Genomic DNA, 23,090 nt, shown 5'->3' with positions numbered 1-23,090 from the left:
AGCCGCTGGCCCGATTAACCCTAGCCGCCTATGGCGAACTGAGCGTAAGCTGCGCCGGCTTCGGTGTGTATACCGTACAAGAGGAACCCTACATGCGCATTCTCGTGGTCGAAGATAACCGCGATATCCTCGCCAACCTGGCGGACTACCTTGGGTTGAAAGGCTATACCGTCGACTGTGCCCAGGACGGCCTGTCCGGGCTGCACCTGGCCGCCACTGAACACTACGACCTTATCGTGCTGGACGTGATGCTGCCGGGTATCGACGGCTTTACCCTGTGCAAGCGCCTGCGTGAAGATGCTCGCCGGGATACGCCGGTCATCATGCTCACTGCCCGAGACCAGCTCGATGACCGCCTGCAAGGCTTCAGGCACGGCGCTGACGATTACCTGGTCAAACCGTTCGCCCTGTCAGAACTGGCGGCCCGTATCGAAGCGGTCATGCGCCGCGCGCAGGGTGGTGGTCGCCGCACCCTGCAAGTGGCAGACCTGCAGTACGACCTCGATACTCTGGAAGTGACCCGTGAAGGCAAGCTGCTCAAGCTCAACCCGGTGGGGCTCAAGCTGCTGGCGGTGCTGATGCAGAAAAGCCCTCATGTGCTGCGTCGAGAAGTGCTCGAAGAGGCCCTGTGGGGCGATGACTGCCCCGACAGCGACAGCCTGCGCAGCCACGTTCACCAGCTTCGCCAGGTGATCGACAAGCCCTTCGCCAAGCCCTTGTTGCAGACGGTGCACGGCGTTGGCTACCGGCTCACCGAGGGGCGTGATGGAGTTTAAACAAAGCCTGGCGCAACGCATCATCATTGCGTTCGCGCTGATGAGCGCGTTGGTCGCCGGTGCCTTTGCCGTGGGCATTGTGGCCACAGTCCACCTGGTCGAAGAAAAGCTCATTTCAGCAGGCTTGGGTGGCGATCTGCAGCGCCTGCTGCTCATGGACACCATGGATGATTGGAGCCATCGGCCCGAGCCTGATCAGTTGTTCTATTACAGTGAAGGCCGAGGCGATTTTGCCTTGCCTAAAGACCTGCGTAACCTCTCCGAGGGCTTTCACGAGGTGTTTCGTGGCGAGCTTTCTTACCACGCGATGGTAGAGATCGTAGACGGCCGTCATTACGTACTCCTGCAAGACCAGAGCGATTTCGAAGAGCGTGAACGGATTCTGTTTGCCGTCGTGGTAGTAGGCTTCGTCTTGAGCCTGGTATTGGCGGCCGTGCTGGGTTGGCTATTGGCGCGCCGGGTGATGGCGCCCGTCATTCGCCTGGCCCGGCAAGTACGCCACCGCGATCAACTGCTCGGCCTTGCACCACCGCTGGCGCCGGACTACGCCGCCGATGAAGTGGGCCAACTGGCCGTGGCGTTCGATGCCACCCTGGGCCGCTTGCGCGAGGCCCTCACCCGCGAGCGGCTGTTTACCAGCGACGTCAGCCACGAGTTGCGAACGCCTTTGATGGTGTTGGCCACCTCCTGCGAGCTATTGCTGGCCAACGAGCGGCTCGATGACCGTGCACGCCTTCAGGTAGAGCGCATTACCCGGGCATGTGAAGAGATGCGCGAGCTGGTGCAAACCTTCCTGATGCTGGCACGGGCACAGCGTAACGAGGCCCTCACGGCACAAGGCGCGCTACAGCAGGTGGCCGAAGACCTCATCGCCCAATGGCGCAAGCCTATCGAGCAAAAGGGGCTGACACTGCTCTATGAACCCGGTGAGCCCACTGAGGCACGCTTCAACGTTACCTTCCTGCAAACCGTGATGAGCAACCTGTTGCGCAACGCGCTGCACTACACCGACCAGGGGTTTATCCGCCTGACCCTCGGCAAAACCGGCTTCAGCGTGGAAGACTCCGGCGTGGGTATTCCTGAAGAAAAACGCGAAGCCATGTTCCAACCTTTCGTGCGAGGCAACGAAAAGCGAGGGGAAGGGTTAGGGCTGGGGTTGTCGCTGGTGCAGCGCATTTGCGACGACCAAGGCTGGCTCGTCACCTTAACTACCAATGAGCCTCAAGGCTGCGCGTTTCATGTGACGCTTGAAACGTCAACGCGCAAACACTAGCTGGGCAGCGTTTTTCACACGGGCCCTTGGTGAAACATCTGGCAACAGCACCAGCGCGCTGTTAACGTCGCATTACAGTTTTTTCACATTCGTATGACCACCCGATGACTCGCGCCGCTCTAGTGTTCGGTCCAGTTTCCAGGAGGTCATATGAACAATCCGATCAAGCTTGAGTTTTCTGAGAAGTACGACCAAACCCACGCGCGCCGCTATTTCTATAAGCATCAAAGCGGCGTGTCGCGGCGTCTGTCCCACTTGCGAGACGTGCAACTGGCCCGCAAGGCACTGGAATTGGCAGGGGACCCTGGCCTGGTGTTGGACTTGCCGTGCGGTGCTGGGCGCTTCTGGCCACTGCTGGCAGAGAAAGCCAACCGGGTCATCATAGGGGCTGACAACTCGGCAGATATGGTTGCCACCGCCTGCCAGATGCAACCGCCAGAGGTTGTGGCGCGGGTGAAGCCGATGCAAACGTCCGCGTTTGACATTGACTTGCCTGACAACGCAGTGGACAGCATTTTCTCCATGCGCCTGATGCACCACATCGGCGAAGCGGACCACCGGCTGGCGATGTTGCGCGAGTTTCACCGCGTGTCGAGAGATTCAGTGATCCTCTCGCTGTGGGTAGACGGCAATTACAAGGCTTGGAAGCGCAAGCGCTCCGAGCAGCGCCGGGCAGAGCGAGGCAGCGCGCCGGACTACCAGAACCGGTTCCTGGTGCCGGTACAAACAGCGGAGGCCGAATTTGTTCAAGCCGGTTTCCGCATACAAGAACGACTTGATTTCTTGCCGCTGTATGCCATGTGGCGAGTGTATGTGTTGCGTAAGGAGTAACCTCGATGGCAGCAGAACGGTCAACCCAGGCCAGCCCCGTAGCCGGTGACGCGGGCTTCGATCATTACTGGCAGAGTTCTGGCGAATGGGTAGAAGAGCCCAACCGTCGCCGCGGTGGTGAAAGCGGTGTTCAGCGCGTGTTGCTGCCACAGGCAGGCATGATTTACGTCAAACGGCAAACCGGGCACATCTACCGCTCGCCCTTGCACCCCTTTGGCCGGCCTACCGTGCTCCGCGAACGCGATGCGCTACGTGGCCTCAGCGCGCTGAAGGTTCGGGTGCCTCGGTTGCTGTATTGCGGCGCTCGGCGCGATCAGCAGTTTGGCTGGAAAGCCTTGCTGGTCACCGAATCGCTCGACGGTTTTGAAGAGATCACCCGCTGGTATGAAGCAGGGGGCCGCGAGCGCTATGGCGAAGCCGTGCATGACCAGATGCTGGAAGACTTGGCCCTGAACCTTGCGAAGATGCATAAGGGGCGTTGGCAGCACAGCTGCCTCTACATCAAGCATGTGTTCGTGCGGGTAGTCGAAGGCAACGGCGGGCCACGTGCCGAGGTTGCGCTACTGGACCTTGAGAAGTGTCGCCGGCGGCTGACCGCGACAGCGGCATCGCAGCACGATATCAAACAATTACGGCGCCATTCGTCGTTCAGCGAGGCAGATTGGAAGAAACTGCTCTACTTTTATGAGACCGCGTTTGGCAGCGTTGTCAAAGGGTTAGAGCGATGAACTTACAAATTGCACGAAGCTTGTTCTTCTTAGGCTCACTGGCAGTGGCAACCGCAGCGGTTGCTGCCTGGGATGAGCCGACCCCTGGGGTTTTGCGTGCAGAGCACGGCCAGGGCATCTGCCTGCTCCCTAAGGGCTTCAAATCGGATGCTGCCGAGGTAGCACCCGACCACAACCTGATGCTGTTGATGCTAGGCCTTACCCAAGGCCTGCGCTCCGGGGCATAACCTTGCTGGCTAACCGGCCTTGACCACCTGCAGGTGGTTGTCCCACAGGCCGGACGGCAGTGCCATTGGGCTGCCCAGCCACTGACCCGCCTTAGCGTTGTAATAGCGGCAGCGGCCTTGGCCCGACGTGACCACAAATCCGCCTTCCACGGCAGCTACGCCAGCGCAGTCAGGCATAGGTGCGTCTACCTTCACCTCGGCGGTGTCCAGGTCCCACACGTAGAATCGATTGGCGCGTGGCGCGGTTAGCGCAACCAGCCGCAGGGCATCATTGATTGCCACGCTGGCGGTGTAATTCCCCATCGAGAGCAGCTGTGACTCGCTCACCGGGAAGGGCATGAAGGGCTCGCCGGGGCGCTTGATCGCCAGCAAATGAGGCACCTCGCTGGCGTCGCCCATGAACTGTTGGCAGGCTGCCACGGTGCCGTCTTTGGCAATAGCCAAGTGACGAATGCTGTTCATGGGATGGGGCAGGGTTTCCCTGCTCAACAGGTCGCCCTCCCGGCTCATTAGCACCAGGCTGGGCTCCATCGCGTCAAGGTTCATCTCTACCCGGCTCTCCGCCTCGGTGCGGATGCCACCATTGGCGACCACCAGGGTTTCGCCGTCTGGCAGCCAGGCTAATTCGTGAGGGCCAATGCCATGGGTAGGCAGCTCCGCTACCCGTTCCACGTGGCCACTTGCAAAGCGATAGACACCCAGCACCCCACGGCCTGGCGCCGTGGTGTCGTTTTCGGTGGTGTACAGCCATTCGCCGCTGTGGTGGATCACGGCATGCCCATAAAAGTGCCGATCGGGCAGGGCGTTTATCGTCTGCACCAGCGTGCCACTGCGCAGGTCGATCAGGTAGCTCTGCGTACCTGGGCGACGCGCCACGAACAGCGCAAGAGGCTGGGAAGGGTGTTCGATAATGGCATGGCAGCGTTGGGCTACGGGTGTACAGAACGCCTGCGTGCCATCCATGCGATAGGCTACGGCGTAATGCCCGCCGTCGACGTCGTCCCGAGCCGACAGCAACAAGGGCGGCCGCCCGCCACGGCTGCTCAGCCGCCAGCCAGCTACGGCCCTGCTGCCTTTGAGGAGCCTGAAAAGGCCCGAAAGCGAACGCTGCCACATATCAGTCACCGTCGTTGGCATTGAAGCCCAGTTGGATGTTCAGCGCCCTTGCCAGCTCTAGCTCGTGCAGGCGGTGAACCGTGTTCAAGCGGTCATAGAGGGTATTGAGCGCCTGTTGACCGGCAGGGTCGGCCAGCAGTTCGGTCAGGGTACGCTGATTGTCATCCAGTGCTTGAGTGGCGGCAGCATAGGCTGCGTCGATTTTGGCGGCCAGCGGCTTCTGATCGCTGGGCAGCAAGTTGCGCAGGCCTTTGCCGTCCACGCCATTCCAGACCGCTTGGGCCGCGCTCAAGCTGGCCTGGAGGCTTTTAAGCGATGACTGGCTACGCCAGGCTTCTGCTTGGTACGGCTGTGGCAGGCCCTTGCTCTGACGGCCCATGGGGGCGCCGAGTTTTTTCTTCAGGCTGTCTAGCGCAGTGACCTGAGCGCGTAGCAGGTCTGCAATGGCTTCATGGGCATCGGCATAACGCTGGTTAGGGAAAGTGCTCATTTGCGCGAGCATCCCGTCGTTGCGCTTCCAGGCATCGAGGATGTCTTCAGCCAGGGCTTTTTGACGCTCGCCGATGGCCATCAGCAAGGGGCAATAGGCCGCTTTATTGGCCTCGCTGGCCATTTCAGGCTTGCTGTCGAACAGGATGTATTCATACGCCGACAACCCCTGCACCACTACGCTGGCCTTGGCCAGGGACGCAGTATCGATAGGGCCCCCGCTGGCAATCAGTTGCTCTACCTGGCGGCCTACGAGGTTTTTCTTGTCAGGCCAGAATTGCACCGACCAGGCGCGGTTGCCCTCGGTGAGTGGGCCGATGAGCAACGGTTGCAGGGCTGCCCAGGCCTTTTGCGCTACCAGGTAGTCAGCACGGGCTTTGTCCAGGCTTTCCTGGCCCTGGCAAAAGGCGAGCGCACTTTTGGCCAGTTGCTGATCGGCGTCTACCCACTGGCTGTAGGTAGGCAGCAGTACCTGACTGGCCAGCGCGGCACTCGTCACCGCTTGCGGGTCCTGAGGTGTGCAGGCGCCCAGTGCGAGGGCGGCAAGGCTGGTGAAGAGCAACTTGGGACGAAACATGGACAGCTCCACGGAAAGAAGATCTGGGATGTTATAGGGATTGAAGAAACGCCAGCAATGCTGCGCGCTCATCGGCATCGAATTGCAGCACGCGCGCCTTGGCGTCAGCGGCTTCACCGTCATGCCACAAGACCGCCTCAAGCAGGTCGCGGGCGCGCCCATCGTGCAGGAACCCGCCCTCTGGGTTGACCGTGGCGGACAGCCCGATGCCCCACAAGGGCGGCGTGCGCCAGTCCTGCCCACGGGCCTCGAACACACTGTAGCCATCCGCCAGCCCTGGCCCCATGTCATGAAGCAGCAGGTCGGTATAGGGGCGGATCACCTGGTTCGCAAGCTCGGGTTCGGCGGCGGTATCGGCGGTACGGTACTGGGGCACATGGCAGCGCTGGCAGCCTGCCTGGTAAAACAGCCCCTTGCCCTTAAGCACCTGAGGGGTGGCTTCGTCGCGGCGCGCAGGCACGGCCAGGTTACGGCTGTAGAACAGCACCAGCCGACGGATGTTGTCGCTCACCTCGAAGGGTTCTTCAGGGCTTTGGTTGCCATTTGCCGCGTTCAGGCAGCCGGCTTGGGCCGGCGTGCAGTCAGTGTTGGGATGCAACGAGGACGTAATCCCCAAGTCGCCTGCAAACGCATGGGCATTTTGCTGGTCCAGGCCTGGCTGGCTGGCCTTCCAGCCGAAGCGCCCGAGGGTGGTCTGCCCCGTGGCATCGTCGAACACGTAGTTGGGGCGCCCGCGCACGCCGCCGTCACCACTGGCCTGGGCCTTGGCATTGTCCAGAATGGCCTGCGCGGGGATTGCTTCGAGTAACCCCAGGCCAATCATGGGCGAGGCGATGCGTGCCGAGAGGCGCACTTGGGGATGCAGGGGGCCATAGCCTAACCGGTCAACGTGCAGCTCGGGCTGGCGCAGCACCACCTCGTGGCCGTCAGTAAAGGTGACCGCCACCGGTGTGTAAGCCACGCGCACGCGACCTTCGGGCTGTACACCCGGCACTGCCATGTCCTGCAGTTGGGTGCCATAGACCGGCTCGGGGGTGAACCCCAATCGGCGCAGGCTTTCCAGCGTCGGTTCGCTGTCAGGCACGGAGAGCCGTACCAGCATCGACACGGCATTGGCTGCACCGGCCTCGGGCGCATGGCCGCGCCCGTCACGAATGTGGCAGTTCTGGCAGGCATTGGTATTGAACAGCGGGCCTAGGCCATCTCGGGCGGTAGTGGTGGAGGGCGCGATGACCCAGGGGTTGCGGAAGAAGCTGTTGCCTACGCTGAAATCCACGCGCCGCTGTGCGCTGAGATTGGCCGACGGTAGCTGATAGGCGTTGGCGTCAGTGCGCCGTACCGTGGCAGCACCTGCCGATAAGGCTTCGCCGGGCTCGGCCCGGGTGAAGCGAGGCGCCTGGTCGCATGCCGAGAGCATCAGGCACAAGGCCAGCCATGGCAAACGAACCGGTAATAAGGACATCGGGGTAACCTGTGTTGCGCAAAACCTGTGGCCGCGCAGCAACGCTGCGCGGCCACGACATCAAAACTCGTGGTCGGCGTTGTCCGGGTTCAAGTCGGTGATGCCAAGCTTGCCTGCCGCCTGCTCGATGGCGCCGGTCTGCTTGACCAACGCGCCGATGGCATCACGTACCACTTGGTTGCCTGCGGCATTGCCAGAGGCAATGAGTTGGTCGAAATGCTCGCCCTGATTGGCACGGTCTACCATGACCTGCATTTTCGCTTCGGTATCGGCCAAATCGGCCTTCAGCGCCTGGTCAGTGGCAGGGTCGATCTTGGCCACCAGCGAAGACAGGCCAGGCCCGGTCAGGCGGGTGCCATCGGCGCGCAGGTATTCGCCCAGGTACACATTACGAATGCCTTTGGCATTGAAGAAGGCCGAGTTATGAGTGTTGTCACTGAAGCAGTCGTGCTCGTCTTCAGGCGAATTGGCCTCCAGTGCCACTTTCAGGCGCTCACCGGCCAGCTCACCCAGCGACAGGCTGCCCATGCCGAACAGCATCTTGCGCAGCCCGCTGTCTACCGGCTCGGCTTCCAGGCTGGCGCGGTAGTTGTCGGGGGTGTTGGGCTTCCAGTTATTGACCATTTCGGTGAGGTCGCTGACCAGCAGGTCGGTGGCGGCCTTGAGGTAGGCGCGGCGGCGGTCGTTATGGCCGCCGGTTGCGCCCTTGCCTTCCAGGTAATCGCTGGCAGGGCGGTTGCCGGCCCCGGCGCCCGTGCCGTTAAGGTCTTGACCCCAGAGCAGGAACTCGATGGCGTGGTAACCGGTGGCCACGTTGGCCTCCGACCCGCCAAGTTCGTTGAGGCTGGCGAGCTTCTCGGGGGTGATGTCTTTGACGTCTACCTTGTCTTCACCCAGCTGGATCTCAGTGTGGGCAATGATATTGACGGCGCCGCCGGGGTTGCCCAGCGCAGGCTCGTAATCCTTGGCCACGTAATCGATCAGACCCTCGTCCAGGGGCCAGGCGTTCACCTGGCCTTCCCAGTCGTCGATGATGGTGTTGCCGAAGCGGAACACTTCGCTTTGCAGGTAGCTAGGGCGCGAGGCCAGCCAGGCTTCGCGGGCGGCCTTGAGGGTGTTGGCGTCCGGCTTGGCAAGGAAGGCATCGACCGCTTGCTGCAGGCCGGTTGCGGTGGTGAGGGCATCACTGAACACGGCATGGACCATGTTGGCGTAATGGCCTACAACAGCCTTGGCCGCAGTTTGGTCGAGTGCAACCGCCGCAGGCGTCGCGCTGGCGTTGGCGGCCGTTGGTGCAGGTGTCTGAGCGGCCGCTTTGTCTTTGTCGTTGCTGTCTCCGCAACCGGCAAGGGAAATGGCGACGGCCAGCAGACTGGCAACCAAAGGCGTACGGATCATGGCAAATTCCTGCGTTAAAAATGGCGAAAGGCGCGTAGGAGCGCCGAACGGAGCGGCCACATAATGCGAAGGGTTTGCATTTAAAGTAAAGGGCCGGGTGAAAAATAATTCATCCCGGCGATCACAGGTTCACTGAGGCAAGGTGCCTATGTGCTCACTGCGTTTGAGGAAGGCCAGCAGTTCCCGGGCGGGTAATGGCTTGGCATAGTAGTAGCCCTGGCCCTCATGGCAGCCCTCGGCAATGATGTACGCCTCTTGCTCGGCGGTCTCTACGCCTTCAGCGATGACCTGCATGCCCAGGCTCTTGCCCAGTTGGATGACCGCTCGCACGATAGTGGCGTCGTCTTCATCCTCAAGCAGGTCTTTCACGAAGCTTTTATCGATCTTGATCTTGTCCAGGGGCAGTGAGCGCAGATAGCCCAGAGAGGAATAACCGGTACCGAAGTCATCGATGGCAATCAGTGCGCCCGAGCGGCGCAAGCTAAGCAAGTGCTGGGCGGCGGTACTGATGTCTTCCATCAGGCCGGTTTCAGTGACTTCCAACTCCAGGGTGCGTGGCGGCAGGCGGTACATCTGCACAATGTTGCTCACCACCCGTGGCAGTTCGCTGTGGTGCAGCTGCACCGTGGACAGGTTCACGGCCATGCGCAACTGGCTGAAGCCCTGGTCGTGCCACTCGCGCAGTTGCCGGCAGGCTTGGTCCAGTACCCATTCGCCGATGGCCAGGATCGTACCGTTCTGCTCGGCCAGGGGAATGAACTGATCGGGGGGGATCATCCCGTACTCGGGGTGGTGCCAGCGCAACAGTGCTTCTACCCCCACCACCTTGTTCTCCACGTAGCTCACCTGCGGCTGGTACACCAACGACAGCTGGTTACCCGCCAGCGCTTCGCGCAGGGCCTTTTCCAACTCACGGCGGCGGCGCATTTCGCTGTCCACGCTGGCCACGTAAAACTGGTAACGGTTACGAGAGCGGCCTTTGGCCAGGGTCATGGTCTGCTCGGCCTTTTGCAGCAGCTTCTCCGGGCTGTCGCCGTCTTCAGGGAAGAGGGTAATGCCGATGGTGGCGCGCAGGCGGATCTCCCGAGCATCCAGCGCAAACGGCGCGGCCAGGTCGTCGAGTATGCGCTGGGCCAGCTCGGCGGCCTGGTAGGGTTCCTGAATGCTGGCCTGCACCAGCGCAAATTGGTCACCGCCCAGGCGTGCCAGCGCACCCATACGGCCGCAGTGGGCACGTAGCCGGTCGGCCGTGGCCAATAGCAACTGGTCGCCTGCCTGATAGCTGTATTGCTCGTTCACCTCTTTGAAGTCATCCAGGCCCACGCACACGATCGCCACACGGTGCTGCAAGCGGCTGGCGTCCTTGAGGATCTCCTCCAGTTGCTGTTGCAATTGCAGGCGGTTGGGCAACCCGGTGAGGAAGTCGTATTGCGACATCCGCCGCAGGCTGTTCTCTGCCTCGGCGCGAAGGGTGGTGTTGCGCTCGATGGACGCCAGCAGTTGATTGGCGGTGCTGACCCATTGCCCCAACTCGTTGTGCTCATGGCCCGGAGGTGGCGGCAACTGGCGCTGGCCGGGCCGGTCGGGGTTGATCTGGCTGAGGTGGTGTAGCATGCGCGACAGCGGCTTGGTGAGCAGCCAGTGGTATACCAGGTACAGCACCAGCCCCATCAGCAAGGCGCGTAGCACCCCTGAGAGGAATAGCACCGCAGAGCTGCGCACGAAGTCTTCGCCGTAGGTGGCGGTGTCTACCGTGATGGTCAGGTCGCCGTAGTACTCGTTATAAGGCGCACGCCCTACGAGCCGGGCACTGAACGAGCGCTCTTCGCCCAGCACGGCATCGGTCAGCCAGCGCAGCGAGGTTTTCTGCCGGGGTCGTTCACGTTCGGCGAGCATGGCCTCGCCCGGTTGGCCAATAGACGCGGCCCGCACGGCCGGGTCCTGGAACAGGCCCTCGATCACTTGCAAGCCCATTTCTCGGTCCAGGCTATACACCGCCTGCGTAGAAGGGTCCTGGAACATGTCGAGGATACGCTCGGCGTCCCGTGTGATGGCCTGCCGCGTTTTATAGGCATCCAGAATGATCTGCCCACAACTGAGCAGTACGCCAACGATCAACGCGGACAGCAGCACAATCCGTAGCAGCTTCAGCGCCAAGCTGTGCTTGAGTTCCACCTTCAAAGGACAATTCCTTGTTCCGAGCACGCGGTAACCAGTCGCCCGAGTATTGGCAAAAGCATGGATGACCGTCAAAGGGTTCGAGCGAATTCAGGGGTTTAACGCCAGATGGCAGGCGATGGCAAGGCCTCACCAGAGTATCGGGGCATAAGGCCTTAACTTGAGGTAAGCACGATAAAAACCGCTGTGTGGTGATAAAGGATCAAAGGTAGGGGCGGGCCTTGACCCGCGAAAGGGTTCGCGGCGTGGCCTGCCCCTACACAGGGCACGCGGCCTGAATGGCCGGGTGTCTGCTTACGCGGTGAACGCGCTGCCTTCGAACTGCTGGGCAACGAAGCTCCAGTTGACCAGATTCCAGAAGGCCTCTACGTACTTGGGCCGCACATTGCGGTAGTCGATGTAGTAGGCGTGTTCCCATACATCGCAGGTGAGCAGCGGGGTGTCGCCGCTGGTGAGCGGGTTGCCGGCGCCAATGGTGCTGGCCAGGGCCAGGGAACCGTCGGCCTTCTTCACCAGCCAACCCCAGCCGGAACCGAAGGTGCCGATGGACGTTTTGCTGAATTCTTCTTTGAATTTTTCAAAGGAGCCGAACGCCTGGGTAATGGCTTCTGCCAGCTTGCCGCTAGGCTCGCCGCCACCGTTGGGTGACAGGCAATTCCAGTAGAAGGTGTGGTTCCACACTTGTGCCGCGTTGTTGAAGATGCCGCCAGACGAGGTCTTGACGATCTCTTCAAGGGTTTTGCCTTCGAACTCAGTGCCTGGAATCAGGTTGTTGAGGTTCACGACGTAGGTGTTGTGGTGCTTGTCGTGGTGGAATTCCAGGGTTTCCTGGGAAATGTGCGGCTGCAGGGCGTCATGTGCGTAGGGCAGCGGCGGCAGTTCAAAAGCCATGTGGTTCTCCTAATCGAGGCTGTTGCATTATGCGCAAGGCCGATCACGGGCGGCCCTGGCCACGCCTGCCACAGGGCCGGCGCAGGGCGGGGATCATAGCACCGGGGGCAGGGCATAACCACGCGGCAACTGTGTGGGATAGACGCGCTGGCGCGGCCAAGCGCAGCGGCGCTAACCCACGACCAGTTGGCCGGCCACCACGAACATCATCAGCGCCACGGCACCATCGAGCAGGCGCCAGGTGGCGGGGCGCGCCAACCAGGGGGCAAGCCAGGCCGCGCCCAGCGCCAACGTGAAGAACCAGGCCATCGAAGCACTGGCGGCCCCTGCCACGTAGGCCTCGGGTACCGCCTGACGCGCCCCGATACTGCCAATGAGCAGCACGGTGTCCACGTACACATGGGGGTTGAGCAGCGTGACCGCCAACGCGCTGAGCAGCACGTTTCGGCGCGAGCGGGGCGCCTGATTCTCGGCGGCCAGGGCGCTGGGTGAAACGGCACGGCGCAGGGCCTTGCAGCCATACCACAGCAAAAAAGCCGCACCGCCCCAACGGGCGATGCTCAGCAAGACAGGGCTTTGCGCCAGCAGGGTCGCCAGGCCAAACACCCCGGCACTCACCAGCAGGACATCGCACAGCACACACAAGGCGGCCACCGCCACGTGATGCTCACGGCGCAGGCTTTGGGCGAGCACGAAGGCGTTCTGCGCGCCAATTGCCACGATCAGCCCAATCGCGATTAATAGCCCATTAAGGTAGCTCTGCCACATAACGTTTCTCCCAGATAACGCTGGCAGTGTGAGGCGTAGGTGGCTATAAGGAAAACCGATAATGCTCATGGGGTATTAGTGAATCTGATGTTCGACTACAAATTGCTTACGGCCTTGGCCATGGTGATCGAGCAAGGCGGCTTCGAGCGTGCCGCCCAGGCGCTTGGGCTTTCTCAGTCGGCAGTGTCCCAGCGTATAAAACTGCTGGAGGCGCGGCTGGGCGAACCGGTGCTGGTGCGTGAAGCACCACCTACCCCCACGCCTGTGGGTAAACGGTTGCTGAGCCATGTACAGCACGTGCGCCTGCTAGAGCGGGATGTGCGCGAGGCCGTTCCTGGGCTGGACGACCACCCCTTGCCGGAGCGGCTGCGGGTGGCGATTAACGCCGACAGCCTGGCCACCTGGTGGCCCGCAGCGGTGGCGCCGTTCTGTCAGGAGCGGGGGGTGGTGCTGGAGTTGATAGTGGAAGACCAAGAGGTCGGCCTCAAGCGCATGCGTGCCGGTGAAGTGGCCGCCTGCTTGTGTGCCGCCCCACGGCCAGTGGCCGGTGCGCGCAGCGAGCCGTTGGGCGCCATGCGCTACCGTGCGGTGGCAACTCAGGCGTTTATCGACCGGCACTTCCCGTCAGGTTTCAGTGCGCCTGGCCTGGCACGGGTACCGGCCTTGGTGTACGGCCCGGATGATTTGCTCCAGCACCGCTTCATGGCCGCGCTGGGCATAGAGGGCGGGTTTGCCCACCACCTGGTGCCCTCATCTGAGGGCTTTGTGCGCATGACCGAAGCGGGCCTGGGCTGGGGCTTGGTGCCGGAGATGCAAGTGCGGGCGCAGTTGGCCCAAGGCACACTCGTAGAATTACTGCCGAGCTGCCACAGCGACGTACCCTTGTACTGGCACCATTGGCGCAGCGGCGGCCTGTTGCTCGATGAGCTGACCCGCGAGCTGGTCGACCAAGCCGCACGTGTCCTGGTCCCTATTGCAAGCGTCGGCAGTGCGGAGAAACACACACGGTGAGCAACCCATGAACATACTGGTTACAGGCGCCACGGGCTTTATCGGTGGCAGCTTCGCCCGGTTCGCCCTGAGCCAGGGTATGCAGGTGCGCGCCACGGGGCGCCGCCGGGAGCGCCTTGAGGGGCTGGCACGCCTTGGCGCCTCGGTACTCGACGGCGACCTGACCGACCCGGCCTTCGCTCGCCATGCCTGCCAGGGCATGGAAGTGGTCGTGCACTGTGCGGGGCTGGGTGGGCATTGGGGGCGCCTGCCGGCCTTTGAGTCGGCCAACCTCAGCACCACCGAAAACATTGTGGAGGCCTGCCTCAAGGCGCAGGTGCGGCGCCTGGTGTACCTGTCCAGTGCGCAGATCTACGAATGCCCCGCCGGGGGGCAGCCGGTACGCGAGGACCAACTGCCGCACCGTAAGCGCTCGTTGCAGGCACGCACCCGGTTCAGCGCCGAGCAGCGGGTGTTTGGCGCCGAGGAGTTCGGCCTTCAGGTGCTGGCTCTGCGCCCCGCCCCGGTGGTAGGCGCAGGCGAACCCACGTTGTGGCCCGGCCTGTTCACCCTGTGCGCTCGGCAGCGGCTGGCCATCCTGGGCGATGGCCTGAACCGAGTTGACTTCACTACCCAGGCTAACCTCGACCACGCCTTGTGGGCAGCGATGTACGCCAGCGATGACGCGCTGGGCAGGGCCTACAACATCGCCAACGGTGCCCCGGTGCCGTTCTGGGATGTACTCAACTACGGCCTTCGCCACCTGCAACTGGCACCGTTACGTCATTACCGGCGCGTATGGCCCGCGCGCATAGCAGCGGGGGTATCCGGTTGCGTGCGTGAGTACTGGCCAGGCCGCCCCCGGCCACCGCTGTTACCTGCTGATATCGCCTGGATCACTCAAGACATTACCCTGGACATCAGCCGTGCCTGCCACTACTTGGCGTATGCGCCGCAGGCGTCGATCTGGGCGGGCATGGATGATCTCTGTCGGGGTTGGCGTAGCCAGGACACCTCGGGCAAGTACCGCTAGGCATCTCGTGCAGAGCCTAGGCGAGGCCGTCGCCCCTGGCCATTGGGTGCGGTGATAGACTCGCCGCCATTGTTAATGACCCAGGACGCCTGCCATGCGTAAAGACGCCAGCGACGATTTCGACAACTTGCCCAGCCTTTCCGCCCGTGACCGGGATGACGTTGAGTTCGCGGACGCCCCGCAGCCGCCGGCCCAGCACGAAGCGGTGTATTCACGTACAACGCCTGTGATCAAGGTCAAGGCGCCGGGCTCGGGCGCTCTCTGGGCGTTGGTAGTGGCGCTGTTCATCGCGTTGGGCGGGCTGGGGTGGTGGAGCTTCCAGCAGATCTCGCTGATGGAGCAACAGCTGGTGGCCACGCAGGAAAGCTTTGCCAAGGTGAGCGAAGAAGCCGCCGGCCGGTTACAGGCAATCAGTGGCAAGGTGGCCGACGGCGAAAGCAGCGTCAGCAGCGACACTGAAGCCCTTAAGCAGCAGGTGCGCCAGTTGCAAACCCGTTTGGATGACCTGGGCCGCCAACAGCAGGGCACTACCGGCCAGCAAGGCGCAACGGACAAGCGCTTGGAGCAGTTGAACGGCCAGCTAAGTGCCCAACAAGCCACGGCTCAGCAAGTACAGGATCAGCTCAAAACCTTGAGCGCGGACCTGGCCAGCCTCAAGGCAACAGCAAGCGCGCAGGCGGCCCTTGACGGTCAGGTCAAGAGCCTGGCCACCGACGTGGCCGCGCTGAAAAAGGGGGATAACCTCGGGAACCGGCTGGAGCGGGTAGAGCAAGACCTGGTCGTGCTCAAGAGCGAGCTGGATAACCGGCCCGCTCAGGCCGCTGGCCCCAGCACCAGCGAGTTCGACGCCTTCCGTGGCCAGACCACCCGCAACATCAATGGCCTTCAGGCGCAGGTGCAGAACCTGCAACAGCAAATTGACAGGAAAACCCCTTGACCGCGCCCTTGGCCGTTTAAGCGTTACAGCGTGGGGTAATCCACATACCCCGCCGGGCCGCTGGCGTAGAAGGTGTCCGGGTGCGGCTCATTGAGCGGGGCATCGGCCTTGAACCGCGCTGGCAGGTCAGGGTTGGCGATAAAGGGCACGCCGAAGGCCACCGCATCAGCATCACCACGTGCCAAGGCGGCGTTAGCGCTGTCCTTGGTGTAGCGCTCGTTGGCCACGTACACGCCACCGAACGCCTGCTTGAGCTGCGCGCCCAGGCTGTCGCCGGCTTCTTTTTCCCGTGAGCAGATAAACGCAATGCCGCGCTTGCCCAGCTCACGCGCCACGTAGGTGAAGGTCTCGGCACGGTCGGCGTCGCCCATGTCGTGCAAATCCGCACGAGGGGCCAGGTGCATGCCTACTCGGTTCGCGCCCCACACGCCAATGGCCGCGTCCGTGATCTCCAGCAGCAGGCGCGCGCGGTTTTCCAGCGAGCCACCGTACTGATCGGTGCGCTGGTTGGTGCTGCTTTGCAGGAACTGGTCGATCAGGTAGCCGTTGGCGCCATGGATCTCCACGCCGTCAAACCCTGCCTTTTTGGCGTTTTCCGCACCCAGCCGGTAGGCCTCGACAATGCCGGGGATTTCGCTGGTGTCCAGCGTGCGGGGTGTTTCGAACCCAGTGATGGGCCGTACCAGGCTCACGTGGCCTTCAGGCTGAATGGCGCTAGGCGCTACCGGCAATTCACCGTCCAGGTAGCTGGAGTGGGAGATGCGGCCGACGTGCCACAGTTGTAGGAAGATACGCCCGCCCGCTGCTTGCACAGCCTGGGTCACCTGAGCCCAGCCGGCAACTTGCTCATCGCTCCAGATGCCTGGGGTGTTGGGGTAGCCCACGCCCATGGGCGTGACCGAGGTGGCTTCGGACAAAATCAGCCCGGCGCTGGCGCGCTGCACGTAGTAGTCGGCCATCATCGCATTGGGCACGCGGCCGGCGTCGGCACGGCAGCGGGTGAGGGGGGCCATGAAGATGCGGTTAGGCAATTCAAGGTCACCGACGCGGATAGGGTCAAACAAGGTAGCCATGGGGTATGCCTCTGCGCTTAGTGAGTAACAGGTGCCAGATCGGCCTTGCCGCCCCGGCTGAAGGTAATAAGGGTCAGCACCAGCGCGATCACCGCCAGGGCAGCCGCCGCCAGCGGCACCCGGGTCAGGCCCAGGCCGTGCTCGATCACAGCGCCGCCTGTCCAGGCGCCAAGGGCATTGCCCACGTTGAATGCGCTGATGTTGAGGGTGGACACCAGGTTAGGCGCCGCCTTGCCGAAGCTCACCACGTTCACCTGCAATGCAGGCACCGCTGCGAAGGCCGCCATGGCCCAGATGAACAGGGTGATTTCCGTGGGCACCACGGCCACGCTGGTCCACGCCAGTACCGTACACACCACGGCCATGGCCACGAAGGCGCCGGCCAGGGTGCCTGCCAGTTGGCGGTCAGCCAGCTTGCCGCCCACGATGTTGCCCAAGGTCAGGCCCAGGCCGATCAGCAGCAAGGTGAAGGTGATGCCCCGGTCGGAGACGCCAGTGACCTCGCCCAGCAGCGGTGCGATGTAGGTAAAGAGCGCGAACATCGACGCGGAGAACATCACCGTCATGCTCAGCGACAACCAGATGCCTACACCCTTGAGGCCGGCCAGCTCGGCGGCCATGTCCAGCTTTTGCTCATCGTGCCGCTTGGGCAGGAAGCGCAGCAGCCCCACGAACGCGATCACGCCAATCACCGTCACGCCCCAGAAGGTAGAGCGCCAGCCTGCCGCCTGACCCAGCGCCGTGCCCAGCGGCACGCCCAGCACGTTGGCCAGGGTCAGCCCGGTGAACATCAAGGCCACGGCCGAGGCGCGCCGGTTGGGCTCTACTAAATTGGCCGCCACCACCGAGCCGATGCCGAAGAAGGCGCCATGGCACAGGGCAGTGACCACGCGGGCGAACATCAACACGTTGTAATCCGACGCCACGGCGCACAGCAGGTTGCCAACGATGAACACGCCCATCAGCACCACCAGCGCCAGCTTGCGTGGCAGGCGTGCGGTGGCCATGGCCATGAAGGGCGCGCCCAGGGCCACGCCCAAGGCATAGCCAGTGACCAGCCAGCCGGCGCCGGGAATGGACACGCCCAAGTCCTGCGCCACATTGGGCAACAGCCCCATGATCACGAACTCGGTGGTGCCGATGGCGAACGAACTCAACGCCAGGATGAATAAGGGTAAGGGCATGTGAAGGGGTGTCCTGTCAGAGCTGTTCGCTCAGCTGCTTGAGAAAGGCCTGTAGCCGTTCTTCGTTACGTTGGAAGTAGTGCCATTGCCCTACCTTGCGGCTGCTGACCAGCCCGGCACGTTGCAAGGTGGCCAGGTGTGCCGAGACCGTGGACTGGGACAGCCCGCAGCGCTGGTCGATCTGCCCGGCACACACGCCATAGTCGTGGTTATGCGCCTGGCCAGGGAATTCACCCACTGGGTCTTTCAGCCAGTGCAGGATGTCGCGGCGCACAGGGTGGGAGAGGGCTTTGATGATGTCGTCGAAGTCAGAAGGCATATGACGTGCTCACAGGTGTAGCGGTATATCGCGAGGGGGCGAACTATAAATCGTTGTATCGCGATATACAAATATTTGATGGTGATAGCGCCCTGGCGTCTGGCTATACCCAAAGGCGCAGCCCAGGCGTAAGCTTTCCCCATGAATTTTCTCGCACACCTGCATCTAGGCGGGCCGGCTCCAGAGCAGCTGCTTGGCAGCCTTTATGGTGATTTCGTCAAGGGGCCGCTGGCGGGCCGCTTCAGCCCTCCGCTGGAAACCGCCATTCGCCTGCACCGGGCCATCGATGCCTACACCGACAGCCACCCCATCGTATTGGCAGCGCTGGCGCGCTTCTCGCCCAAGCGGCGGCGCTATGCGGGGATTATTCTGGACGTGTTTTTCGATCACTGCCTGGCGCGCCACTGGCAGGCGTACCACCCCGAGCCCTTGGCGCACTTTACAGGCCAAGTCTATGCCGTGTTGCAGCGCACCCCCGACCTTCCGGGGCGCCTGGCGGCCATCGCGCCCTTCATGATTGCCGACGACTGGCTGGGCTCGTACCAAGCCTTCGAGGTGCTGGATCAGGTGCTACAAGGTATTTCCCGCCGGCTTACCCGGCCCGAAGGGCTGCAAGGCGCCATGCCTGAGCTGCGCACCCTGTACCCCGCGCTGATGAACGACTTCATAGCCTTCTACCCCGAGCTACAGGCCTTTACCCAGGCCTGGCTCCAGCAACAGCGGGTGTAGGAGCATCCCTGGGCGCCCTTAATGTAGCAGCCCGGCTTGCCGGCGACCGGAAGCACCGCGGTCGTAACCACGTCGCGGCCAAGGCCTGCTGCTACAAGAGAACGCCCGTAGCCGCCCGGCTTGCCGGCGACCGGAGACACCGCAGTAGTAAGCACGTCGCGGCCAAGGCCGGCTGCTACAAGAGAACGCCCGTAGCCGCCCGGCTTGCCGGCGACCGGAGACCCGCAGTCGTAACCACGTCGCGGCCAAGGCCAGCTGCTACAAGAGAGCACCCGTAGCAGCCCGGCTTGCCGGCGACCGGAAGCACCGCGGTCGTAACCACGTCGCGGCCAAGGCCTGCTGCTACAAGAGAACGCCCGTAGCCGCCCGGCTTGCCGGCGACCGGAGACACCGCAGTAGTAAGCACGTCGCGGCCAAGGCCGGCTGCTACAGGAGAGCACCCGTAGCAGCCCGGCTTGCCGGCGACCGACGGCACCGTGGTAGTAAGCTCGTCGCGGGCAAGGCCGGCTGCTACAAGAGAACGCCCGTAGCCGCCCGGCTTGCCGGCGACCGGAGACACCGCAGTAGTAAGCTCGTCGCGGCCAAGGCCTGCTGCTACAAGAGAGCGCCCGTAGCCGCCCGGCTTGCCGGCGACCGGAAGCACCGCAGTCGTAACCACGTCGCGGCCAAGGCCGGCTGCTACAAGAGAACGCCCGTAGCCGCCCGGCTTGCCGGCGACCGGGGACACCGCAGTAGTAAGCACGTCGCGGCCAAGGCCGGCGGCTACAAGAGAACGCCCGTAGCCGCCCGGCTTGCCGGCGACCGGAGACACCGCAGTCGTAACCACGTCGCGGCCAAGGCCGGCGGCTACAGGAGAGCACCCGTAGCAGCCCGGCTTGCCGGCGACTGGTTTCAATGCAGATGATACTGCCCTGGCTGTAGGAAAATTCTTTTCATACAGGTAATGTGGCCCGGTCTTTTCGGTAGGCGCCTCTTGCATGACGTTCTGCGTATTGCTGCTCCACGCTTTGCCTTTCAGGGCGGCCTGAACCATGGCCGGGCCTATTTTCCCCTGGCGTAACGACAACCGCTTCGAGCTGCTGATCGACGGCCCGGCGTTCTTCCCACGCATGTTGGCCGCCATTGCTGCGGCCCAGACCCAAGTGGACCTGGAGCTTTACCTGGTAGAGGCAGGGGGCTGCGCCGACGAAGTGGTTGCCGCCCTGGTGGCCGCCGCTGAGCGCGGGGTAAGGGTACGCTGCCTGTTCGACGGCTATGGCAGCCTGGCCTTCGCTGCGCCGTCGCGGCAACAGCTCCAGGCGGCGGGTGTAGAGCTGCGGCTGTACAACCCGGTGTCCTGGCGTCGGGGCGGGCGCAACCTGTTTCGCGACCACCGCAAGCTGTTACTGGTGGACCACGCGCTGGCCGTCGTTGGCGGCACCGGGGTGACTGACCAGTTCTGGCAGCCGGGCCAGGACCAGAGCGAGTGGCATGAAGTGATGGTCGAGATGCAGGGGCCAGTGGTTGCGGACTGGCAGATGCTGTTCGACCGCCAGTGGCGCGCCAACCTGCGCCGCACCGCCTGGCGCCCGGCGACCCACTTTGGCCTGCCCCGTATGCCCCGCTTGCCGCCGAGCGGGGAAGGGCTGGCCCGCGTGGCCTATTGCGATGCCCACCAGAACCGCGACATCCTCCGCGCGCTGGTGCGGGCCATTCATTCGGGCCAGCAGCGCATCTGGCTGGCCACGCCGTATTTTTTGCCCACCTTCAGCGTGCGCCGCTCCCTGCGCCGCGCTGCCCAGCGTGGCCTGGACGTGCGCCTGTTGCTTACCGGCCCGCGCACCGACCACCCCTCGGTGCGCTATGCCGGCCATCGCTACTACCCCCGCCTGTTACGGGCCGGGGTGAAAATCTTTGAGTACCAGCCCTGCTTTCTGCACCTGAAAATGGCCATCGTCGATGACTGGGTGAGCGTGGGTTCCTGCAACTTCGACCACTGGAATCTGCGCTTCAACCTGGAGGCCAACCTCGAAGCCCTGGACCCGGCCTTCACCACGGCCGTGGCGGCCAGTTTCGAGACCGACTTCGCCCGAAGCCGGGAGATCACCCTGGACCAATGGAAAGCGCGCCCCCTGTGGCGACGGGCCAAGCAACGGGTGTGGGGTTGGCTGGACCGCATCGTGGCCAATTTGTTGGACAGCCGCGACTAAACCCCCGTGTACGCTGGGCCAAACCCAGCGACGCGACCCCGCCTGCCCGGAATAAATCCCTCGCGTGCAAAAAAATCCTCAAGGAAATGAACCTGTTGCCCGATAACCGTGGCAGGCAGCTCGGTGGATCCACCATCAGCATCGGCGTGAACGCGACGGTGCCTTAGGTTAATCCACTGCCCTGACCACCTTTCTAGCGATCAGGGACAGGCCGTGGACCGTTTTGCCGTGCGAGTGCTGTGTTTTACCCTGGCCAATGCCTGGGCGTTCGTTGCCGTGGCCGCGCCCGTGCAAACACCTGGCGAGCAAGACCTGTTGCGCGACCGTCAGCAGCAATTACTGCAAGACCAGCAACGCCGCCTGGAAGAACTCAAAACCCTGCCGGGCAAGGCCGAAAAACCCGAGGCCCCCGGCGCCCCCGAGGACACTCGCTGCTTCACCATCACTACCATTGAGCTCAAGGGCGCCAATCGCCTGTCTGACGCCGAGCGCACGCGCCTGACTCAACCCTACGTGGGCGAATGCCTAGGGGTGGCCCGGCTTAACGAACTGCTCAAGGCCATCACCAACCTCTACCTGGAAAAAGGGCTGGTCACCAGCCGCGCCTACCTGCCGCAGCAGGACCTGGCCACCGGGCACCTGCACGTGCTGGTGATCGAGGGCAACCTGGAAACCCTCAAGGGCGATGACGACAGCGGCCTTACTGAGCGCGAGCTGGCCATGGCGTTTCCTGGCCACGAAGGGCAGGTGGTCAACCTGCGCGAAATCGAGCAGATGGTGGACCAACTCAACCGTTTGCCGTCCAACCAAGCGCAGATGGAGCTTAGGCCTGGGCAAGCCGTGGGCGGCAGCGACGTGGTGGTGAAGAACACGCCACAAAAGCCTTGGCGCGTGAACCTGTCGCGCAGCAATGACGGCCAGCGCGGCACGGGTGAACAGCAATGGAACGGCGGCCTGGAGTGGGACAACCCACTGGGCCTGGCCGACCAACTCAGCCTGCGCGGCGGCCACGATGCCGTGAGCGATCACCAGCAGGGGTCGCGCAACAGCGCACTGGCCTACAGCCTGCCCTTTGGCTGGTGGACCTTCAGTTACACCTACAGCCAAAGCGACTACCGCTCCCAGGCCGTGGCCAACGGGTTTGCGTTCAAGCAGACCGGCGACAGCCAAACCCACCAGGCCCGCGCTGAGCGAGTCATCCACCGGGATGCGGTGAGCAAAACGTCCCTGAGCGTGGGCCTGTCCAACCTGCGCACCAACAACTACATCGAAGACAGCCGCCTGGCCCTGAGCAGCAACCGCCTCAGTGAAGTGCAGTACGGCATCAACCACGGCCGCCGCGTAGGCTCGGGGTTCGTGAACATCGACCTGGGGCTGCAGCAAGGCATTGGCGCGTTCGGCGCCCAAGCCAACCACAACCCCGGCCCCGGCGAGCCCAACGCCCGCTACCGCAAATACACTGGCACGGTCAGCTACCTGCAACCCTTCAGCCTGTGGGGCGAGCGCCTGGCGTTCACCAGCCTGGCCACCGGCCAACGCAGCGAGGACGTGCTGTTCAGCGGGCAGCGCACCAGCCTCGGCGGCCCCTCGTCGCTGCGTGGCTACAAGGATCAGTTCGTGGCCGGTGACAGCGGCGGCTACTGGCGCAATGAGCTGCGCCTCACCCGGCCGCTCACCCTGGAGTGGCTGCGCCCGGCGTTCAGTGAATACGGCATGGCCGCCGGCTACGACCAAGGCGTGATTCGTAACGACCGCTACAACGGCGCCCAGCATGGCCGGTTGTCGAGCAACGCCTTCGAGCTGTTTGCCCACGGCCAGCACCTGACCGCCAGCCTGACCTTTGCCCATTCCCTGGAACGCCCCGCTGGCCTGATCGAGCGTGAGTCGCCGATCTACTTCAGCCTTGGGCTGTTCCTCTGACG

The 23,090-nt window shown here is 63.2% G+C and carries 22 protein-coding genes; 11 read left to right on the top strand and 11 right to left on the bottom strand.

Annotated elements, in window-relative coordinates; all coding sequences use genetic code 11:
- The first annotated feature begins 92 nt into the window (after positions 1-92).
- From colR to AC4LE2_RS16450, 5 genes are all read left to right on the top strand, one after another.
- Positions 93-776 carry a two-component system response regulator ColR gene (gene colR / locus AC4LE2_RS16470; protein ID WP_491826770.1) on the top strand — a complete coding sequence of 228 codons (684 nt, stop codon included), beginning with the start codon at positions 93-95 and terminating at the stop codon, positions 774-776.
- Positions 766-2,049, top strand: coding sequence for a sensor histidine kinase (locus AC4LE2_RS16465; RefSeq protein ID WP_491826769.1), 1,284 nt, complete (start codon positions 766-768; stop codon positions 2,047-2,049). The genes colR and AC4LE2_RS16465 overlap by 11 nt, the downstream gene beginning before the upstream one ends.
- Before the next feature lie 150 nt (positions 2,050-2,199).
- Positions 2,200-2,880, top strand: coding sequence for a class I SAM-dependent methyltransferase (locus AC4LE2_RS16460; protein ID WP_491826768.1), 681 nt, complete (start codon positions 2,200-2,202; stop codon positions 2,878-2,880).
- Between the two features lie 5 nt (positions 2,881-2,885).
- Positions 2,886-3,608, top strand: a complete 723-nt coding sequence (locus tag AC4LE2_RS16455) for a lipopolysaccharide kinase InaA family protein (RefSeq protein ID WP_491826767.1) — start codon at positions 2,886-2,888, stop codon at positions 3,606-3,608.
- A complete protein-coding gene (locus AC4LE2_RS16450; RefSeq protein WP_491826766.1) occupies positions 3,605-3,835 on the top strand; it encodes a hypothetical protein in 231 nt (76 codons plus the stop codon). The genes AC4LE2_RS16455 and AC4LE2_RS16450 overlap by 4 nt, the downstream gene beginning before the upstream one ends.
- Before the next feature lie 9 nt (positions 3,836-3,844).
- Here AC4LE2_RS16450 and AC4LE2_RS16445 read toward each other — a convergent pair whose 3' ends face one another.
- The 7 genes from AC4LE2_RS16445 to AC4LE2_RS16415 form a co-directional block, all read right to left on the bottom strand.
- Positions 3,845-4,951: a DUF1513 domain-containing protein gene (locus tag AC4LE2_RS16445; protein WP_491826765.1), complete on the bottom strand. Its 1,107-nt coding sequence runs from the start codon at positions 4,949-4,951 to the stop codon at positions 3,845-3,847.
- Position 4,952: 1 nt separating this feature from the next.
- Complete coding sequence (locus tag AC4LE2_RS16440) at positions 4,953-6,017, bottom strand: imelysin family protein (protein WP_491826764.1); 1,065 nt, start codon at positions 6,015-6,017, stop codon at positions 4,953-4,955.
- A 31-nt stretch (positions 6,018-6,048) separates the two neighbouring features.
- The gene (locus tag AC4LE2_RS16435; RefSeq protein WP_491826763.1) at positions 6,049-7,479 is read right to left on the bottom strand and encodes a di-heme oxidoreductase family protein; all 1,431 of its coding nucleotides are present in this window, start codon (positions 7,477-7,479) and stop codon (positions 6,049-6,051) included.
- Positions 7,480-7,539: 60 nt separating this feature from the next.
- Positions 7,540-8,877: an imelysin family protein gene (locus AC4LE2_RS16430; protein ID WP_491826762.1), complete on the bottom strand. Its 1,338-nt coding sequence runs from the start codon at positions 8,875-8,877 to the stop codon at positions 7,540-7,542.
- 129 nt (positions 8,878-9,006) lie between these two features.
- Positions 9,007-11,058 carry a putative bifunctional diguanylate cyclase/phosphodiesterase gene (locus AC4LE2_RS16425; RefSeq protein WP_491826761.1) on the bottom strand — a complete coding sequence of 684 codons (2,052 nt, stop codon included), beginning with the start codon at positions 11,056-11,058 and terminating at the stop codon, positions 9,007-9,009.
- 291 nt (positions 11,059-11,349) lie between these two features.
- Positions 11,350-11,946 (bottom strand): superoxide dismutase, encoded by a 597-nt coding sequence (locus tag AC4LE2_RS16420; protein ID WP_491826760.1) that lies wholly within the window; start codon positions 11,944-11,946, stop codon positions 11,350-11,352.
- 171 nt (positions 11,947-12,117) lie between these two features.
- Entirely contained in the window at positions 12,118-12,714 is a 597-nt protein-coding gene (locus AC4LE2_RS16415; RefSeq protein WP_491826759.1) for a LysE/ArgO family amino acid transporter, read from the bottom strand.
- 87 nt (positions 12,715-12,801) lie between these two features.
- Here AC4LE2_RS16415 and AC4LE2_RS16410 point away from each other — a divergent pair, with 87 nt between their 5' ends.
- From AC4LE2_RS16410 to AC4LE2_RS16400, 3 genes are all read left to right on the top strand, one after another.
- The gene (locus AC4LE2_RS16410) at positions 12,802-13,725 is read left to right on the top strand and encodes a LysR family transcriptional regulator ArgP (RefSeq protein WP_491826758.1); all 924 of its coding nucleotides are present in this window, start codon (positions 12,802-12,804) and stop codon (positions 13,723-13,725) included.
- A 7-nt stretch (positions 13,726-13,732) separates the two neighbouring features.
- Positions 13,733-14,737, top strand: a complete 1,005-nt coding sequence (locus tag AC4LE2_RS16405; protein WP_491826757.1) for an NAD-dependent epimerase/dehydratase family protein — start codon at positions 13,733-13,735, stop codon at positions 14,735-14,737.
- Between the two features lie 94 nt (positions 14,738-14,831).
- On the top strand, positions 14,832-15,674 hold the full coding sequence (locus AC4LE2_RS16400) for an ATPase (protein ID WP_491826756.1): 843 nt from the start codon (positions 14,832-14,834) through the stop codon (positions 15,672-15,674).
- A gap of 23 nt (positions 15,675-15,697) precedes the next feature.
- Here the strand turns inward: AC4LE2_RS16400 and AC4LE2_RS16395 are convergent, their stop codons facing one another.
- From AC4LE2_RS16395 to AC4LE2_RS16385, 3 genes are read right to left on the bottom strand one after another with little or no spacing between them, the layout of a single operon-like run.
- Entirely contained in the window at positions 15,698-16,747 is a 1,050-nt protein-coding gene (locus tag AC4LE2_RS16395; protein WP_491826755.1) for an alkene reductase, read from the bottom strand.
- A gap of 17 nt (positions 16,748-16,764) precedes the next feature.
- Positions 16,765-17,931, bottom strand: coding sequence for an MFS transporter (locus AC4LE2_RS16390; RefSeq protein WP_491826754.1), 1,167 nt, complete (start codon positions 17,929-17,931; stop codon positions 16,765-16,767).
- A gap of 16 nt (positions 17,932-17,947) precedes the next feature.
- Positions 17,948-18,250, bottom strand: a complete 303-nt coding sequence (locus AC4LE2_RS16385) for an ArsR/SmtB family transcription factor (RefSeq protein WP_491826753.1) — start codon at positions 18,248-18,250, stop codon at positions 17,948-17,950.
- Between the two features lie 141 nt (positions 18,251-18,391).
- On the opposite strand from AC4LE2_RS16385, the gene AC4LE2_RS16380 reads away from it, so the two are divergent.
- Entirely contained in the window at positions 18,392-18,979 is a 588-nt protein-coding gene (locus AC4LE2_RS16380; RefSeq protein WP_491826752.1) for an acyl carrier protein phosphodiesterase, read from the top strand.
- A gap of 175 nt (positions 18,980-19,154) precedes the next feature.
- Here AC4LE2_RS16380 and AC4LE2_RS16375 read toward each other — a convergent pair whose 3' ends face one another.
- Positions 19,155-20,045 carry a hypothetical protein gene (locus AC4LE2_RS16375; RefSeq protein ID WP_491826751.1) on the bottom strand — a complete coding sequence of 297 codons (891 nt, stop codon included), beginning with the start codon at positions 20,043-20,045 and terminating at the stop codon, positions 19,155-19,157.
- Between AC4LE2_RS16375 and AC4LE2_RS16370 the strand changes: the two genes are divergently transcribed.
- Positions 20,011-21,168 carry a phospholipase D-like domain-containing protein gene (locus tag AC4LE2_RS16370; protein ID WP_491826750.1) on the top strand — a complete coding sequence of 386 codons (1,158 nt, stop codon included), beginning with the start codon at positions 20,011-20,013 and terminating at the stop codon, positions 21,166-21,168. The two genes, AC4LE2_RS16375 and AC4LE2_RS16370, sit on opposite strands and share 35 nt — an antisense overlap.
- Positions 21,169-21,402: 234 nt before the next feature.
- Positions 21,403-23,088, top strand: coding sequence for a ShlB/FhaC/HecB family hemolysin secretion/activation protein (locus AC4LE2_RS16365; RefSeq protein WP_491828157.1), 1,686 nt, complete (start codon positions 21,403-21,405; stop codon positions 23,086-23,088).
- The last annotated feature ends 2 nt before the right edge of the window (positions 23,089-23,090 follow it).

This window comes from Pseudomonas sp. 9.3L, from assembly GCF_058536285.1.
The sequence above is the reverse complement of the archived record's forward strand: the minus strand, read 5'-3'. Positions and strand labels throughout refer to the sequence as shown.

What these genes read in the sequence shown, in the direction of transcription:
- colR (WP_491826770.1), top strand. Translation starts at nt 93, where the DNA reads ATGCGCATTCTCGTGGTCGAAGATAACCGCGATATCCTCGCCAACCTG.
- AC4LE2_RS16465 (WP_491826769.1), top strand. Translation starts at nt 766, where the DNA reads ATGGAGTTTAAACAAAGCCTGGCGCAACGCATCATCATTGCGTTCGCG.
- AC4LE2_RS16460 (WP_491826768.1), top strand. Translation starts at nt 2,200, where the DNA reads ATGAACAATCCGATCAAGCTTGAGTTTTCTGAGAAGTACGACCAAACC.
- AC4LE2_RS16455 (WP_491826767.1), top strand. Translation starts at nt 2,886, where the DNA reads ATGGCAGCAGAACGGTCAACCCAGGCCAGCCCCGTAGCCGGTGACGCG.
- AC4LE2_RS16450 (WP_491826766.1), top strand. Translation starts at nt 3,605, where the DNA reads ATGAACTTACAAATTGCACGAAGCTTGTTCTTCTTAGGCTCACTGGCA.
- AC4LE2_RS16445 (WP_491826765.1), bottom strand. Translation starts at nt 4,951, where the DNA reads ATGTGGCAGCGTTCGCTTTCGGGCCTTTTCAGGCTCCTCAAAGGCAGC.
- AC4LE2_RS16440 (WP_491826764.1), bottom strand. Translation starts at nt 6,017, where the DNA reads ATGTTTCGTCCCAAGTTGCTCTTCACCAGCCTTGCCGCCCTCGCACTG.
- AC4LE2_RS16435 (WP_491826763.1), bottom strand. Translation starts at nt 7,479, where the DNA reads ATGTCCTTATTACCGGTTCGTTTGCCATGGCTGGCCTTGTGCCTGATG.
- AC4LE2_RS16430 (WP_491826762.1), bottom strand. Translation starts at nt 8,877, where the DNA reads ATGATCCGTACGCCTTTGGTTGCCAGTCTGCTGGCCGTCGCCATTTCC.
- AC4LE2_RS16420 (WP_491826760.1), bottom strand. Translation starts at nt 11,946, where the DNA reads ATGGCTTTTGAACTGCCGCCGCTGCCCTACGCACATGACGCCCTGCAG.
- AC4LE2_RS16415 (WP_491826759.1), bottom strand. Translation starts at nt 12,714, where the DNA reads ATGTGGCAGAGCTACCTTAATGGGCTATTAATCGCGATTGGGCTGATC.
- AC4LE2_RS16410 (WP_491826758.1), top strand. Translation starts at nt 12,802, where the DNA reads ATGTTCGACTACAAATTGCTTACGGCCTTGGCCATGGTGATCGAGCAA.
- AC4LE2_RS16405 (WP_491826757.1), top strand. Translation starts at nt 13,733, where the DNA reads ATGAACATACTGGTTACAGGCGCCACGGGCTTTATCGGTGGCAGCTTC.
- AC4LE2_RS16400 (WP_491826756.1), top strand. Translation starts at nt 14,832, where the DNA reads ATGCGTAAAGACGCCAGCGACGATTTCGACAACTTGCCCAGCCTTTCC.
- AC4LE2_RS16395 (WP_491826755.1), bottom strand. Translation starts at nt 16,747, where the DNA reads ATGGCTACCTTGTTTGACCCTATCCGCGTCGGTGACCTTGAATTGCCT.
- AC4LE2_RS16390 (WP_491826754.1), bottom strand. Translation starts at nt 17,931, where the DNA reads ATGCCCTTACCCTTATTCATCCTGGCGTTGAGTTCGTTCGCCATCGGC.
- AC4LE2_RS16385 (WP_491826753.1), bottom strand. Translation starts at nt 18,250, where the DNA reads ATGCCTTCTGACTTCGACGACATCATCAAAGCCCTCTCCCACCCTGTG.
- AC4LE2_RS16380 (WP_491826752.1), top strand. Translation starts at nt 18,392, where the DNA reads ATGAATTTTCTCGCACACCTGCATCTAGGCGGGCCGGCTCCAGAGCAG.
- AC4LE2_RS16370 (WP_491826750.1), top strand. Translation starts at nt 20,011, where the DNA reads ATGGCCGGGCCTATTTTCCCCTGGCGTAACGACAACCGCTTCGAGCTG.